Source organism: Delftia sp. BGA-UO-ETr-SB1 (genome assembly GCF_059567865.1).
The window spans coordinates 484,719-499,054 of record NZ_JCAQOW010000005.1; the positions used below are offsets into that span (position 1 = coordinate 484,719).

Annotated in this window: 10 protein-coding genes; 8 read left to right on the top strand and 2 right to left on the bottom strand. The window is 69.4% G+C overall.

Features of this window, described 5'->3' with window-relative positions:
* The 6 genes from AC57B5_RS12315 to AC57B5_RS12340 all read left to right on the top strand — a co-directional run bounded on the left by AC57B5_RS12315 (position 1) and on the right by AC57B5_RS12340 (position 5,270).
* Positions 1–759 carry an SDR family NAD(P)-dependent oxidoreductase gene (locus tag AC57B5_RS12315; protein ID WP_013803736.1) on the top strand — a complete coding sequence of 253 codons (759 nt, stop codon included), beginning with the start codon at positions 1–3 and terminating at the stop codon, positions 757–759.
* A gap of 191 nt (positions 760–950) precedes the next feature.
* Positions 951–1,307 carry a hypothetical protein gene (locus AC57B5_RS12320; protein ID WP_496399628.1) on the top strand — a complete coding sequence of 119 codons (357 nt, stop codon included), beginning with the start codon at positions 951–953 and terminating at the stop codon, positions 1,305–1,307.
* Entirely contained in the window at positions 1,304–2,398 is a 1,095-nt protein-coding gene (locus AC57B5_RS12325) for a CobW family GTP-binding protein (protein ID WP_496399629.1), read from the top strand. Before AC57B5_RS12320 ends, AC57B5_RS12325 begins: the two co-directional genes overlap by 4 nt.
* 23 nt (positions 2,399–2,421) lie before the next feature.
* Entirely contained in the window at positions 2,422–3,612 is a 1,191-nt protein-coding gene (locus AC57B5_RS12330) for an ABC transporter substrate-binding protein (RefSeq protein ID WP_097205350.1), read from the top strand.
* A gap of 63 nt (positions 3,613–3,675) precedes the next feature.
* Positions 3,676–4,752, top strand: a complete 1,077-nt coding sequence (locus AC57B5_RS12335; protein ID WP_496399630.1) for a GntR family transcriptional regulator — start codon at positions 3,676–3,678, stop codon at positions 4,750–4,752.
* 128 nt (positions 4,753–4,880) lie between these two features.
* Positions 4,881–5,270, top strand: coding sequence for a hypothetical protein (locus tag AC57B5_RS12340; protein ID WP_013803741.1), 390 nt, complete (start codon positions 4,881–4,883; stop codon positions 5,268–5,270).
* A gap of 61 nt (positions 5,271–5,331) precedes the next feature.
* Here AC57B5_RS12340 and AC57B5_RS12345 read toward each other — a convergent pair whose 3' ends face one another.
* Entirely contained in the window at positions 5,332–6,846 is a 1,515-nt protein-coding gene (locus AC57B5_RS12345) for a L,D-transpeptidase family protein (RefSeq protein ID WP_496399631.1), read from the bottom strand.
* The gene (locus AC57B5_RS12350) at positions 6,846–8,171 is read right to left on the bottom strand and encodes a L,D-transpeptidase Cds6 family protein (RefSeq protein WP_496399632.1); all 1,326 of its coding nucleotides are present in this window, start codon (positions 8,169–8,171) and stop codon (positions 6,846–6,848) included. The genes AC57B5_RS12345 and AC57B5_RS12350 overlap by 1 nt, the downstream gene beginning before the upstream one ends.
* Positions 8,172–8,649: 478 nt before the next feature.
* Here AC57B5_RS12350 and AC57B5_RS12355 point away from each other — a divergent pair, with 478 nt between their 5' ends.
* Together AC57B5_RS12355 and AC57B5_RS12360 are read left to right on the top strand one after the other, a co-directional pair.
* Positions 8,650–13,638 carry a hypothetical protein gene (locus AC57B5_RS12355; RefSeq protein WP_496399633.1) on the top strand — a complete coding sequence of 1,663 codons (4,989 nt, stop codon included), beginning with the start codon at positions 8,650–8,652 and terminating at the stop codon, positions 13,636–13,638.
* Positions 13,639–13,720: 82 nt separating this feature from the next.
* Positions 13,721–14,251, top strand: coding sequence for an OmpA family protein (locus AC57B5_RS12360; protein WP_496399634.1), 531 nt, complete (start codon positions 13,721–13,723; stop codon positions 14,249–14,251).
* Positions 14,252–14,336: the final 85 nt, after the last annotated feature.

The following is a 14,336-nucleotide window of genomic DNA, read 5'->3' on the forward strand; positions in this document are numbered from 1 at the left end:
ATGAACACCTCCAAGCCCCTGGACGGCCGCCGCGCCGTCGTGACAGGCGCGGGCAGCGGCATCGGCGAGGCCATCGCCCTGGCCTATGCGCAGGCCGGCGCGCAGCTGTTGCTGGCCGACATCGATGCCGCCCGCGCCGACAGCGTGGCACAGCGCTGCCGCGCGCTGGGCGCGCAGGCCGAGACCGTCATCGGCGACGTGGGCGACGAGTCCACGGCCCACCGCATCATCGACCGCTGCGTGCAGGCCTTCGGCGGCATCGACATCCTGGTGAACAACGCCGGCATGCTCACCCAGTCGCGCTGCGCCGACATGTCCACCGCGATGTGGGACGAGATGCTGCGCGTGGACCTGCGCAGCGTCTTCCTGTGCGCGCGGCGCGCGGTGCCGCACATGCAGGCCCAGCGCTGGGGCCGCATCATCAACATCGCCTCGCAGCTGGGCATCAAGGGCGGCGTGGAGCTGAGCCACTATGCGGCGGCCAAGGCCGGCGTGATCGGCTTCACCAAGTCGCTGGCGCTGGAAGTGGCACCCGACAACGTCCTGGTCAACGCCATTGCCCCCGGCCCCATCGCCACGCCGCTGGTCGATGGCATCAGCGCGGACTGGAAGCGCGCCAAGGAGGCCAGCCTGCCGCTGGGCCGCTTCGGCCGCGCCGACGAGGTGGCGCCCACGGCGGTGCTGCTGGCCTCCGATCCCGGTGGCAATCTGTATGTGGGGCAGACGCTGGGGCCCAACTCCGGCGATGTCATGCCGTGAAAAGAAGCACCCCCTGAGTCGCTTCGCGCCTTCCCCCTCTCTTCGGAGGAGGGCGTACGGGCAGCCGGCGACACCCTCGGTGCGGGGCGGCGCGGCCGGCATAGGCCCTTCCTCGGTGTCTCTGCTCTTTGGCTGCGCCAGTTTCGCAGGCGGCTCCATTCGCAACCGAAAGGGTTTCTGTCATGTGTGGAATGTGCGGTTTGCTGCAGGCCTCCGGCCACTGGAGCCAGGCGCCGGCCGGATCGGCCGGGCGCCGCCAGCGGCTGATTCAGATTGCGCGCGCCAACCGGCTGCTGGCGCTGTGGCGGCTGCGGCTCAGCGACTTCCATGGCCAGTCCTATGTGCTGGCCGGCCCCACGGGGGCCAGCGTGCTGATTGCCGATTTCGGCGCGCTGTGGCCCGCCGCCGAGCAGATGCTGGGCCGAGCCCTGGATCCGCTGGCCATGCCGTGGCAGCCGGCGCAGGCACAAGGGCGGGCACAAGTGCGGTCACAAGGGCGGTCACAAGGGCGTGCACCAGCACAGGAACACAGGGAGCAGGCGCCATGAGCGGCCTGACGGACCACCACGGCGAGCGGCTGCCCGTGGGCGTGCTCACGGGCTTTCTGGGCAGCGGCAAGACCACGCTGCTCAGGCAGTGGCTGCAGGACTCGCCCGCGGGCGAGACTGCGGTGCTCATCAACGAATTCGGGGCCGTGGGGCTGGACCATCTTCTGGTGGGCCGCATAGACGCCGACACGGTGCTGCTGGACAACGGCTGCGTCTGCTGCGCCATACGCGGCGAACTCAAGGACGCTTTGTGGCGCCTGCACCAGCGCCGCCTGCGCGGCGAGCTGCCGCCTTTTCAAAGGGTGCTGGTGGAGACCACGGGGCTGGCCGCGCCCGGCCCTGTGATCGCCACCCTGATCGGCGATGCGCAGCTGCGCCAGATCTTCAGGCCGGCCTTCATCTCCACCGTGGTCGATGCGCTGCATGCCCCGTGGCAACAGTCCCAGCGCCCCGAATGGCTGGCCCAGGTCGCGGCGGCCGACCGGCTGTACCTGAGCAAGACCGACCTGGCCACGCCACAGCAGGCCGAGGCACAGCGCGCGCAACTGGCGCAGATCAATCCACTGGCCAGCATCGTCACCTGCGGCCCTGGCGCAGCGGTACCGCCTGCCTGGCAGATGCAGGAATCCCATGCACTGGAAACCGATTGGCTGGCACGCGCCATTGCCGGCACGCCGCGCGGCCGCACGGGCCAGCGCCAGGGCCAGGGTCTGCACGCAGGCGCCCAGGCGTTCTGCCTGGAACTCGACAGCCCGGTGGACTGGTGCGTGCTCACCCTGTGGCTGACCATGCTGCTGCACCGCCATGGCGACCGGCTGCTGCGCCTGAAGGGACTGGTGGCCGTGGCCGCGGATGGCTGGCCGCAGGGGCAGCCCACGGCGCTGCACGGCATGGGCCATCTCATGCACGCCCCCGAGCACTTGCCCGAGTGGCCGGGCGAGGACAGGCGCTCTCGCCTGGTCTTCATCACGGCCGGGCTCGATGAGCAGCAGGTCAGAGCCTCCTGGCAATCGTTCCAATCGTTCTACCGCCTCCACTCGCAGGACAATGGCAGCCAGACCCCGGCAAGTCCCTCACCCCACACTGCGTGAACCTCCACGGCAAGGACCGCAACATGCGCAAGAACGATCCCGAACTGCGTGTCCTCGGCACCTCGGTGACGCTGACCGAAGCCCTGCGCCAGCGTGCGCAGCAGGACCTGGGCATACGCATCCATTTCGAGGTGCTGGACGGCTTCGACGCCCAGCGCCAGGCCGTGATGCGCCAGGACAGCTTCGACCTGTACGACCAGTGGTTCCACAGCGTGGATTTCCTGTGGCCCACCGGCACCCTGCAGCCCATCGACACGGCGCGCCTGACCTGTTGGGACGAGGTCAACGCCCTGCCCCGCACCGGCCGCATCACGCCGCAGGCGGCCTTTGGCGCGGGCTGCAATCCTGTCACGCGCCTGTATGTGCAGGCCGATGGCAGCGTCAGCGATGTGCCCAGCGCGCATATCTCCATGCTGCCGCTCACGCACAACGTCGACAGCTTTGTCTACCTGCCCGCCGCCCTGCCCGCGCTGTTCGACCAGGCCGAGGAAAGCTGGTCCTGGCTGGTCTCCCCCGCCTGCCGAGGGCGCGCTGCGCTGCAGGCCGATGCCGCCATCGGCGCACTGGACGCGGCCCTTGCCCTGCAGGCCAGCGGCGACATGCGTTTCGGCGACATCAGCAACCTGGGGCTGGAGGAAATCGACCGGATGATGGCCGTGCTGCTGCAGCGGCAGGAGTCCGAGCAGTTCCGGGGCTTCTGGGGCAACTACGCCGATGCGGCACGGCTGATGATCGATGCAGGCGTTGCCATCCAGAGCCACTGGTCGCCGGCCATGGGCCACTACCGCGCGGCGGGGCTGGACTACCGCCTGGCCTGTCCGCGCGAAGGCTACCGCGCCTGGTACGGCGGCCTGGGCATCTCCAGCCAGGCCAGGGGCGACACGCTGGACGCCGCCTACCGCTACCTGAACTGGTGGCAATCCGGCTGGCCCGGTGCCGCGATGGCGCGGCAGGGCTACTACATCTCCAACCCGCTGCGCACGCGCGAGCACCTGAGCGCCAGCGAATGGGACTACTGGTACGCCGGCCTGCCCGCCGCCGAAGACCTGCAGGGCACCGACGGCCAGCTCGTGATCCCGCGCGGCAGCGTGCGCGACGGCGGCTCCTACGAGCAGCGCCTGGGCCGCATCGCCGTCTGGAACACCGTCATGGACGAGCACAACTACCTGGTGCGCCAGTGGGCCACGCTGCTGCGCCGTGCGCGCGCCGTATAGTCCTGCCCGATGACGGCCCCGCCGGCGGCGGCACACGCACACGCACACGCAGATGAAGCAGGAATGAGAAGAGCCATACAAGCATCCACGCAGACCGCGCGGGACGAAGAGACCGGCGAGACCGGCGAATCTGGCGATTCCGAGCGCCGGCTGCGCTATGAACTGATACGCCAGCGCCTGCGCCAGGCCATCGTCGAGCAGCGGGTGGCGCCCGGCCTGGTGCTGCTGGAGGGGCCCGTGGCCAAGGTCTTCGGCACCAGCCGCATTCCCGTGCGCAAGGCCTTCGAGCTGCTGCATGCCGAAGGGCTGCTGAGCACCTTCGACGGACGCGGCTACCTGGTCGCCCGGCCCGGGCAGGCCGTGCAGCCCCAGCGCCTGACACTGGACGCGCAGGCCCTGGGCCTGGAGGCGGGCCAGGCCACGATCCACATTCCATCGGAGAGCGAGCGCATCCACGACGAGCTGGAGCAGTCCATCTCCATCGCCATGATCTTCGGGCGCTTTCAGATCGATGAGAGCGCCGCCATGGACCACTTCAACGTCAACCGCGTGGCCCTGCGCGAGGTGCTGAGCCGGCTGGTAGATAGAGGGCTGGTGGAGAAAAGCACCTACGCCGCCTGGCGGGTGGCCGCGCTGACGGCACGCGCGGTGAATCAGGACTTCGAGCTGCTCGCCTTGCTGGCGCCCGCAGCGTTGCGCGAAAGCGGGCCGCGCCTGGACAGGGACCTGCTCGCCAGCCTGCGCCATGGCCTGCAAGGCGCGACGGCGCCAGGTTTTCCGGACGCGCAGGAACCATTGCGCCTGGAACAGCGCCTGGAACAGCGCGTGGAGCAGCACCTGCACGGCGACTTCCTGGCCCGGCATCCCAACGACAAGCTGGTGGGCATGCTGCAGCAGTGCCAGATGCCCTGGCTGATCCACAGCACCTTCTGCCGCATGTTTCCGCAATCGCCCAACCCGCCGCTGACGGAGAACTGCCGGCAGATCGTCGATGCCTTGTGGGAGGGGGAGTACGAGCGGGCCGCACAGGCGCTGCAGGACTATCTGGCCCAGGCGCGCAAGCGCGCCCAGCTGCAGCTCAAGGTGCTGGCCGTGCTGCCTGAGACGCAGCTGCCCGCCTACCTGGTGCGGCAGACCTGATCTTGTGATTCCTGCAGTCGGCTGCCGCTGCCCGGCGCGGCTGGTTGCATGTGGAACCGCTGGTTTGCCTGCCGTTCACCGGGCGTTTACGCAAGCACGGCATATTGGTCGCCCAAAGGACCGCACCGATGAACGCCTTGCGCATCAGCACCACCGTCTTCACCGAAGCCAGATTCTGGAGCCTGGTGGTTTTCTCGGTCGTTCTTCCCTGCGCCATCTACGCGGCCCTGCTGGCCAAGCGCAGCATCTCGCGCACCACGGTGCTGCTGTTCGGGCTGGCCCTGGTGGCCATGGCGGGGGTGGATGTCTACCTGCTGCAAAGCCTGGCATCGGCGGCCCGGCAGACGCCGTCGCTGTCGGACAACGCCATCTTCGTCTCGGAGCTGTCCACGGCGCTGTACCTGCTGCCGGCCATGATTGGCGGGATCGGCGTGAACATGACCTCGCATGTGCTGATACAGCATCTGTTCGATGCGGAGCGCCGGTTCGACAGCAACCGCAAGAACGAGACCACCTGAGCCGGCCGGGCCCCGCCTGGCGCTATCGGACGCTATCGGGAGCAACCGGACTCGGCCCGGTTCAGCCCATCACGTCTTCGGAAAAGAGCTGCCAGCGCCCGCCCGTCTTGCGCCAGTACTGGCGCAGCGGCAGGCCTTCGGCGAAGGCCTTGCTGCTGGCGCGCAGGTTGACCACGCGGATCTCTCCCTTGGCATCTTTCCAGGAATAGATGGACAGGTCCTGCAGCGTCACGCCGGGGCGGTTCAGGTAGGCGGCCAGCCGTTCCTGCGATGCGCGCGAGGCGGGCGACTGCAGCAGGTCCGGCGCGTAGAGCGCGGCCAGCTTGCGCGGGTCGGCCCCGTCCCAGGCGCTCTTCCATTCCTCGACGACACGCACAAAGGCATCTGCCGCCTTCTGCTGGGCCTGGGCCTTGGGGGCCACCCACTGCAGCTTTTCGCGGATCAGCACCGGCGTCTGCCGGTCCACGGTCTGCATGAGCAAGGTGAGGTCGGGGTTGGCCAGCACCAGGCAGCCATCGCTGGCCTCGGGCGCGCGCGAGAACTGGTCGGGCGGCGAGCCATGCAGCCAGATGCCGCTGCCCGAGCGGCCCACGGCCTTGTCCCAGTCGTTGGGAAAGTTGACCGTGAGCGCGCCCTTGCCATAGAACTCCGGCAGCCGGGGTCCAGGGATGTGGCGGCCCACGAAGTAGATGCCCAGCGGCGTGCGCTGGTCGCCTTCCTGCCATTTGTCCGTGCCCAGCTTGCCCACGGAGACATAGAAATCCCCCACCAGCCGCAGCCCGCCCGCCTCATGGGCGAACAGGTACAGCCGTGACTTGCTGGCGTCGATGGCAATCGCATGCCGCACCGACGCGCCCAGCATCAGGAACTCGCCGGGAACGGAGCCCGCGGGCGGCGCGCCGCTGTCGGCATGCAGGCGGCGCTTGAGTTCGTTTTGCAGATCCTGCAGCTGGGCCTGCGTGGGACTGGCCGGGCCTTCCAGCCGCGCGACACTGCCCACGGACAGGTTGTGCCGCACCAGCACGCCCTGGCCCGGATGGCCGGGAGCGGAGGAGGCGGCGACGGGCGTGCCCGCCAGCACCTCGCCGGCACGGCCGGTCTTGAAGCGCAGCAGGTCGGCATACACCAGCTGGGCTGCACGGAAATTGGGAACCTCGGCGGTGAGATCGCCGGCGGCCTTCAGCGCGCCGTCCAGATCCCGCTGCTCCACCTGGCGGATGATGGCCAGCAGGCGGGCCTCCGCCTGGCTTTGCTGTGCGGGGGCGGCGGCCTTGGCATGGGTGGCTGCCACGGCAGCGGCACCGCCCGCCGTGGCCACCGCAGCGGCGGCCAGGGCGGGCTTGCCCGATGCCGCGCGCAGCCTGGCTGCGCCCGCCTTGCCGGAGGCAGGCTTGGAGGAGACAGGCTTGGCAGCTGCCGTTTTGGAGGCCTTGGCCTTGGCCTGCTTGGCATGGGCCACCGGGCTGAAGGACACCGCGGACAGCGCGACCAGCAGCACGGCCACCCCGGCGGCCCGCGCATGCAGGCGCAGCAGGCCGGTGGGTGGCAGTGCCAGGGGACGCGCTTTTTCAGGCATCAGGAGCCGGTTCCTTCATGGGTGATGCGCCATTGTCCCTTTTCGCGCTGCATGCGCAGGGTCTTGCGGGTAGTGGTCTTGAGCGCGCCCGATGCGTAGTACTGGCGGAACTGGGCCGTGGCCTTGTCGCCATCCACGGTCACCTTCAGGTCGCGCACATTGACGACGATGGCGGTGCGGCCAACGATGCGCTGGCGGCGCTGTTCCTTCCACTTGGCCAGGCTGCTGCCATCGGCCGGGGAGAAGTGGTCGCTGTAGGCGTCCAGGTAGCGGTCCATGTCCTGGCCGGCCCATGCGGTGGACCAGGCCTTGACGGCGGCTTCCACTTCCTGCGCGGCAGCCGATTGTGCGGCCTTCTTCTCATCGACGGCAGGCGCTGCCTTGGCAGGCTCGGCGGCGGCTGCGGTGGCCGGAGCAGCGGCCTTGGCCGCTGCCTGCCTGGCTTCCTCGGCCGCGCGGGCCTTGTCCTGTGCTGCCTGCGCTGCCTGAGCTGTCTTTTCCTGGGCCAGCTTGGCCTCTGCCGCCTTGGCTTCCGCCGCCTTGGCCTGGGCCAGCTTGGCTTCTGCAGCCTTGGCCTCGGCAGCCTTCGCTTCTGCAGCCTTGGCTTCCGCCGCCTTGGCCTGGGCGGCCTTGGCATCGGCGGCCTTCACTTCAGCGGCCTTGAATTCGGCAGCCTTGGCCTCTGCGGCCTTGGCTTCGGCGGCGCGGGTCTCGGCCAGCTTGGCGTCGGCTTCGCGGGCCTGGGCGGCCTTGGCATCGGCCACCTTGGTCGAGGCGGCCGTTGCCGTTGCCGTGGCCTGGGCCGTCTTGACCTGGGCGCCGCCCTGCTTGGGGAAGATCTGCGTGATCAGGGCCAGCTTGGGCTGGATGGCCTGGCGCGATCCGTCCAGCTGCAAGGCCTTGGCATAGGCATCGCTGGCCATGCGCGCATACAGGTCGCCCAGGTTCTCATGCGCCGTGGCGTAGCTGGGGTTGGTGCGAATGGCCTGCTCCAGCACTTCCGAGGCTTTGCGCTCCTGGCCCTCGGCAGCGTAGAGCACGGCCAGGTTGTTGTAGGGCTCGGGCAGGCTGGGGTAATCACGGGTCAGCGCCGTGAAGATCTTGATGGCCTGGGCGTTCTGGCGCTGCTCCGCGGCGATCACGCCCTGCAGAAAGCGCATCTGCACATCGGCCGGGTTCTGCTTGAGGTAGGCCTCGGCCTGCTTGGCGGCCTGGGGCGCCTTGCCCTGCTCCAGCAGCCGGGAGACCTCGTCCACCGCCTCCTGCGACGCATGGGCAAACGCCCCGCACAAAGCGGCCCCCAGGCTGAAGGCGGCAATGGCCACAGGTCGGGCTATCCGCAAATAGGTACGACCCGGCACTCGCGACGGAACTCTGGACGAAATCAGCATATGGGCGCTCTCTACGCAATGAAAGTTGGAAGACGGGCCTGTTCGCTTTTGGGCTTCTTGCACACGCCGATATGCGCCTGCAGCCAAAAGCCAGCGATTTTATAGGCGAAAGCCACCTTGCCCCGCTGCATGGGTCCTTGAGACAAGGGCCATGAAACACGGCGCAAAGCCTGCTCCGAGGTAACGGAGCGGACCGGGCGGCGTTACGTAACGTGTGCCGTAACAGACCGTTGCTGAGACATTGTGATCAATAACAAAAACCATACAAATCAATATCTTAGGAAGATTCCTAGGCCATCCAGACCTGCCGCCGGCACATGGCATGCATGTTGCACAAAAGGGCTCGACAGATTTCACGGCTTCCAAGCCACCGTCTGACCTTGTCGTTTCAACCCTTGTCTGGAGAGAGCAAATGACCGCCCAATCGATGCAGCCCACTGGCAACACCACCGTCAGCCCCGTGCAGTTTGCTGACCAGCAGCCCTCCACCGTTGTGCTTGCACAGCTGGGCACATCGAACACGCAGCCCGGCGCGGCTGCGGTGCTCATGCCCCGGGGCGCCGGTCCCGCCACGATGTCCCAGGTCAGCCCGGGCGTGCAGATAGTGCGCAACGGAGAAACCCTGATGGCCCAGCCCGGCAGCGCGCTGCAGGTGGGCGACAAGATCATCGTGCCCGCCGACGGCAGCGCCAAGGCGCTGTTCCAGGGCAAGGACGGCCAGACCCTGGTCGGCACCTTCGAGGGCGGCACGCAGGCCACGCTGACCCAGCGCGACGGCGACGGCGCCGGGGCCATGGTGCTGGACCTGGCCTCTGGCAACGTCCAGGTGGCACCCGCCAATGACGGCGACGCCCTGGGCCTGATCGTCACCAAGGAAAGCGCCGCAGCCGCAGCCGGTGGCTCCGTGCTCAGCGACTTCCTGCTGGCCGGCCTGATCGGCGCGGGCGGCGTGGGCCTGATCGCAGCAGCCAACAGCAGCGACGACGATCCGGCGCCCCCGCGCCCGACCGACCCCACCAACCCGACGAATCCGACGGATCCCACGAACCCGACCAACCCCACGAACCCGACAAACCCCACCAATCCGACGGACCCCACGAATCCGACCAATCCCACGAACCCGACAAATCCGACCAATCCTACGAATCCGACCAATCCCACGGATCCTACGAACCCGACCAACCCCACCAATCCAACAAACCCAACGAACCCGACCAATCCGACGGACCCCACGAATCCGACCAATCCCACGAACCCGACAAATCCGACCAATCCTACGAATCCGACCAATCCCACGGATCCCACGAACCCAACCAACCCTACGAACCCGACCAATCCGACCAACCCTACGGATCCCACGAACCCGACCAATCCGACCAACCCCACGGATCCCACGAACCCGACCAACCCCACGAACCCGACCAATCCGACCAATCCCACGGATCCCACGAACCCCACCAATCCCACGAACCCGACCAATCCGACCAACCCCACGGATCCTACGAACCCGACCAATCCCACGAACCCCACCAATCCGACCAACCCCACGGATCCTACGAACCCGACCAACCCCACCAATCCCACGGATCCGACGAACCCGACCAACCCGACCAACCCCACGGACCCCACCAATCCGACGGATCCCACGGACGGCCATGGCCTGATCACCTCGGTGCAGGACGTGGTGGGTGCGCTGTCGGGCGGCACGGTGGCCGGCCCGGTGGGCAACCTGATCGATACGCTGGTCAATCCCGGCAGCGGCACGCTGTCCGGGGTGACAGGCCTGCTGGAGAGCCTGACCAGCACCAATGGCGGGCCGCTGGGCGTGCTGACCGAGCTGGTGGACGGCCTGGTCAATATCCAGAACCAGGGCCTGGAGCCCCTGATCAGCACGCTCAATGAGCTGCTCAAGGGCCTGGACGAAGCGGGTTCCGGCGGCTCCATCGGTACGGTAGTGGACAACGTGCTCGGCGGCCTGCTCGACGAAGACGGTGCGCTGGGCGGCCTGCTGGCCGGCGTGGGCGGACTGCTGGGCGGCCTGGTGGGCGGCGGAACGGGCAATCCTCCCGGCACGCCGGACAGCGGCGTGGTCACCTCCGTGCAGGACGTCGTGGACGGCCTGCTGGGCGGCACCGTGGCGGCCCCCGTGGGCCAGTTGCTCGATGCGCTGACCAACCCCACGGACGGACTGCTGTCCACCGTGACCGGCGCGCTGGAGAACCTGACCAATGTGGAAGGCGGCCCGCTGGGCGTGCTGACCGAGCTGGTCAATGGCCTCACCCAGGTGGACGGCGAAGGCCTGGCCCCCGTGATCGGCACGCTCAACGAGCTGATTGCCGGTCTGGGCAACGGCCTGGGCGAAGATGGGCTGGGCGGACTGGTCGGCAGCCTGCTGGGCGGCCTGGTGCCCGGTGGCGGCACGGGCGGTGGCACGGGTGAAGGCCTGGTCACCACGGTCCAGGACGTGGTGGACGGCCTGCTCGGCGGCACCGTCGCAGCCCCTGTGGGCCAACTGCTGGATGCGCTTACCAATCCCACCGATGGCACGGCCTCGGTCGTCACCGGCCTGCTGGAAGGCCTGACCAGCGTGGACGGCGGCCCCCTGGGCGTGCTGACCGAACTGGTCAACGGCCTGACCCAGGTGGACGGCCAGGCCCTGCAGCCGGTGATCGGCACCCTCAACGGCCTGATTGCCGGCCTGGGCAACGGCCTGGGCGAGGGCGGCATCGGCGAGCTGGTGGACGGCCTGCTGGGCGGCCTGATCCCAGGCGGCACGGGCGGCGGCAGCGGCGACGGCCTGGTCACCACGGTCCAGGACGTGGTGGACGGCCTGCTCGGCGGCACCGTCGCAGCCCCCGTGGGCCAACTGCTGGATGCGCTGACCAATCCCACCGATGGCACGGCCTCGGTCGTCACCGGCCTGCTGGAAGGCCTGACCAGCGTGGACGGCGGCCCCCTGGGCGTGCTGACCGAACTGGTCAACGGCCTGACCCAGGTGGACGGCCAGGCCCTGCAGCCGGTGATCGGCACCCTCAACGGCCTGATTGCCGGCCTGGGCAGCGGCCTGGGTGAAGGCGGCATTGGCGAGCTGGTCAGCGGCCTGTTGGGTGGCGACGGCGGCCTGCTGGGCGGCGTGATCGGCGGCGACGGTGGCTTGCTGGGCGGCGTGCTTGGCGATGACGGCCTGGTCGGCGGTCTGCTGGGTGGCGACGGTGGCCTGCTGGGTGGTGTGCTTGGCGATGACGGCCTGGTTGGCGGTCTGCTGGGCGGCGATGGTGGCCTGCTGGGCGGCGTGCTTGGCGACGACGGCCTGGTCGGCGGCCTGCTGGGCGGCCTGGTTCCGGGCGGCGGCACAGGCAGCGGCGACGGCCTTGTCACCACGGTGCAGGACACCGTTGGCGACCTGCTCGGCGGCACGGCCGGCGCCCCTGTGGGCCAGGTGCTGGATGCGCTGATCGACCCCGGCACCGGCGCCCTGTCCGTGGTCACGGGCCTGGTGGAAGGCGTGACCCAGGTCAACGGTGGTCCGCTGGGTGTGGTGACGGACCTGGCCAACGGCCTGACGCAGATCCCGGGCCAGGCACTGCAGCCGGTGATCGGCACCGTCAACGGCGTGCTGGCCGGCCTGACGGGCGGCGATGGCCTTCTGGGTGGCGTGGTCGGCGGTGACGGCGGCCTGCTGGGTGGCGTGCTCGGCGACAACGGCCTCGTCGGCGGTCTGCTGGGTGGCGACGGTGGCCTGCTGGGCGGCGTGCTTGGCGGTGACGGCGGCCTGCTGGGTGGCGTGCTTGGCGAAGACGGCCTGGTCGGCGGTCTGCTGGGTGGCGACGGTGGCCTGCTGGGCGGTGTCCTTGGCGGCGATGGAGGCCTGCTGGGTGGCGTGCTTGGCGATGACGGCCTGGTTGGCGGCCTGCTGGGCGGCGATGGCGGCCTGCTGGGTGCAGTGCTTGGCGAAGACGGCCTGGTCGGCGGCCTGCTGGGCGGCCTGGTTCCGGGCGGCGGCACAGGCAGCGGCGACGGCCTTGTCACCACGGTGCAAAACACCGTTGGCGACCTGCTTGGCGGCACGGCCGGCGCCCCTGTGGGCCAGGTACTGGATGCGCTGATCGACCCCGGCACCGGCGCCCTGTCCGTGGTCACGGGCCTGGTGGAAGGCGTGACCCAGGTCAACGGCGGTCCACTGGGCGTGGTGACGGACCTGGCCAACGGCCTGACGCAGGTCCCGGGCCAGGCACTGCAGCCGGTGATCGGCACCGTCAACGGCGTGCTGGCCGGCCTGACCGGCGGCGATGGCCTGCTGGGTGGTGTGGTCGGCGGCGACGGCGGCTTGCTGGGTGGCGTGCTCGGCGATGACGGCCTGGTCGGCGGTCTGCTGGGTGGCGACGGCGGCCTGCTGGGCGGCGTCCTTGGCGGCGATGGCGGCCTGCTGGGTGGCCTCACGGGCGGACTGACGGGCGGCTCCGGCCTGGTCGGCGGCCTGCTCGATACGGTAGTGGGCGACAACGGCATCGTTGGCGGACTGCTGGGCGGCGACGGCGGCCTGCTGGGCGGCCTCACTGGCGGTCTGACGGGCGGCTCCGGCCTGGTCGGCGGGCTGCTCGACACGGTGGTGGGCGACAACGGCATCGTTGGCGGACTGCTGGGCGGTGACGGCGGCCTGCTGGGTGGCCTCACGGGCGGATCGGGCCTGGTCGGTGGCCTGCTGAACACCGTGACGGGCGACAACGGCATCGTCGGCGGGGTGCTCAACACCGTGGCCGGTGACAACGGCGTCGTCAGCGGCGTCGTCAGCGGCGTGCTGGACACGGTGGCAGGCAACAACGGCATCGTCAGCGGCGTGCTCGACACCGTGGCCGGTGGCAGCGGCATCGTCAGCGGCGTGGTCAACACCGTGGCCGGCGACAACGGTGTCGTCAGCGGGCTGGTCAACACGGTGGCTGGTGACCACGGCATCGTCAGCGGCGTGGTCAATACCGTGGCGGGCGACAACGGTGTCGTCAGCGGGCTGGTGAACACCGTGGCTGGCAACAACGGAATCGTCAGCGGCGTGGTCAACACCGTGGCGGGCGACAACGGAATCGTCAGCGGCGTGGTCAACACCGTGGCCGGCGACAACGGAATCGTCAGCGGCGTGGTCAACACCGTGGCCGGCAACAACGGCATCGTCAGCGGCCTGCTGGGTGGCGGCAGCAGCGGCGGCGGCCTGCTGGGCGGGCTGCTGGGGGGATCGTCCGGCGGCGGGCTGCTCGGTGGCCTGCTGGGTGGCACATCGCACGCGGCAGCGGCCTCGGTCGCCGAGCTGGATCCGATTGCCACCTCCATCAGCAGCCATGCCAGCAGCACGGCCGATGCAGCAGCCAGCGTGCTGACGCAGCAACTGCACCACAACACCCTGCTCTGAGCGGCCGCGGCGCCTGCGGGCGCCGCATCCATCCCCTGCGCCGCCGCCCCACGGTGGCGGCGCACGTCCCAGGAGATCCTCCATGTCACACACTTTCAGGCTGTGCACCATCGTGCTGCTGGCCGCAGGGCTGGCCGCCTGCGGATCCACCGCCACCACCAGCACGCAGCGTTCCGAGCACCACTACGCCTTCGGCAAGGCCCCGGCCCCGGCCCCGGCGCCGGCAAGCTCCGGCGTCGCGCCCGTGGTGGCCACCACGCAGGCCGACCAGCGCGGGCCCGCCAACGTCGCCCACATCGTCTACTTCGACTTCGACGCATACACCATCCGCAACAGCGACCGGGCCATCGTGGAAAGCCATGCGCAGTGGCTGCGCAGCAATCCCGGGCGCTCGGTGATGCTGCGCGGCCATACGGACAGGCGCGGCGGCATCGAATACAACCTGGCGCTCGGCCAAAAGCGTGCCGACGCGGTGCGCAACAGCCTGCAGCTGCTGGGGGTGAACCCGGCCCGCGTGGAGTCCGTCAGCTACGGCAAGGAGCGGCTGGCCGACGAAGGCACGAGCGAAGAAGCCCACCAGCGCAACCGGCGCGTGGAATTCGACTACCGCTGAGCCGCCGCGCTCCGCATCCGCCTGCCGCCGGGCCGCCATGAAGGAACAGATCCGCACGCGGTCGGTGCACCGCGGCCCGGCGTCC

Bases quoted from the DNA above. Each gene is read 5' to 3' on its own strand.
- AC57B5_RS12315 (WP_013803736.1), top strand. From the start codon at position 1: ATGAACACCTCCAAGCCCCTGGACGGCCGCCGCGCCGTCGTGACAGGC.
- AC57B5_RS12320 (WP_496399628.1), top strand. From the start codon at position 951: ATGTGCGGTTTGCTGCAGGCCTCCGGCCACTGGAGCCAGGCGCCGGCC.
- AC57B5_RS12325 (WP_496399629.1), top strand. From the start codon at position 1,304: ATGAGCGGCCTGACGGACCACCACGGCGAGCGGCTGCCCGTGGGCGTG.
- AC57B5_RS12330 (WP_097205350.1), top strand. From the start codon at position 2,422: ATGCGCAAGAACGATCCCGAACTGCGTGTCCTCGGCACCTCGGTGACG.
- AC57B5_RS12335 (WP_496399630.1), top strand. From the start codon at position 3,676: ATGAGAAGAGCCATACAAGCATCCACGCAGACCGCGCGGGACGAAGAG.
- AC57B5_RS12340 (WP_013803741.1), top strand. From the start codon at position 4,881: ATGAACGCCTTGCGCATCAGCACCACCGTCTTCACCGAAGCCAGATTC.
- AC57B5_RS12345 (WP_496399631.1), bottom strand. From the start codon at position 6,846: ATGCCTGAAAAAGCGCGTCCCCTGGCACTGCCACCCACCGGCCTGCTG.
- AC57B5_RS12355 (WP_496399633.1), top strand. From the start codon at position 8,650: ATGACCGCCCAATCGATGCAGCCCACTGGCAACACCACCGTCAGCCCC.
- AC57B5_RS12360 (WP_496399634.1), top strand. From the start codon at position 13,721: ATGTCACACACTTTCAGGCTGTGCACCATCGTGCTGCTGGCCGCAGGG.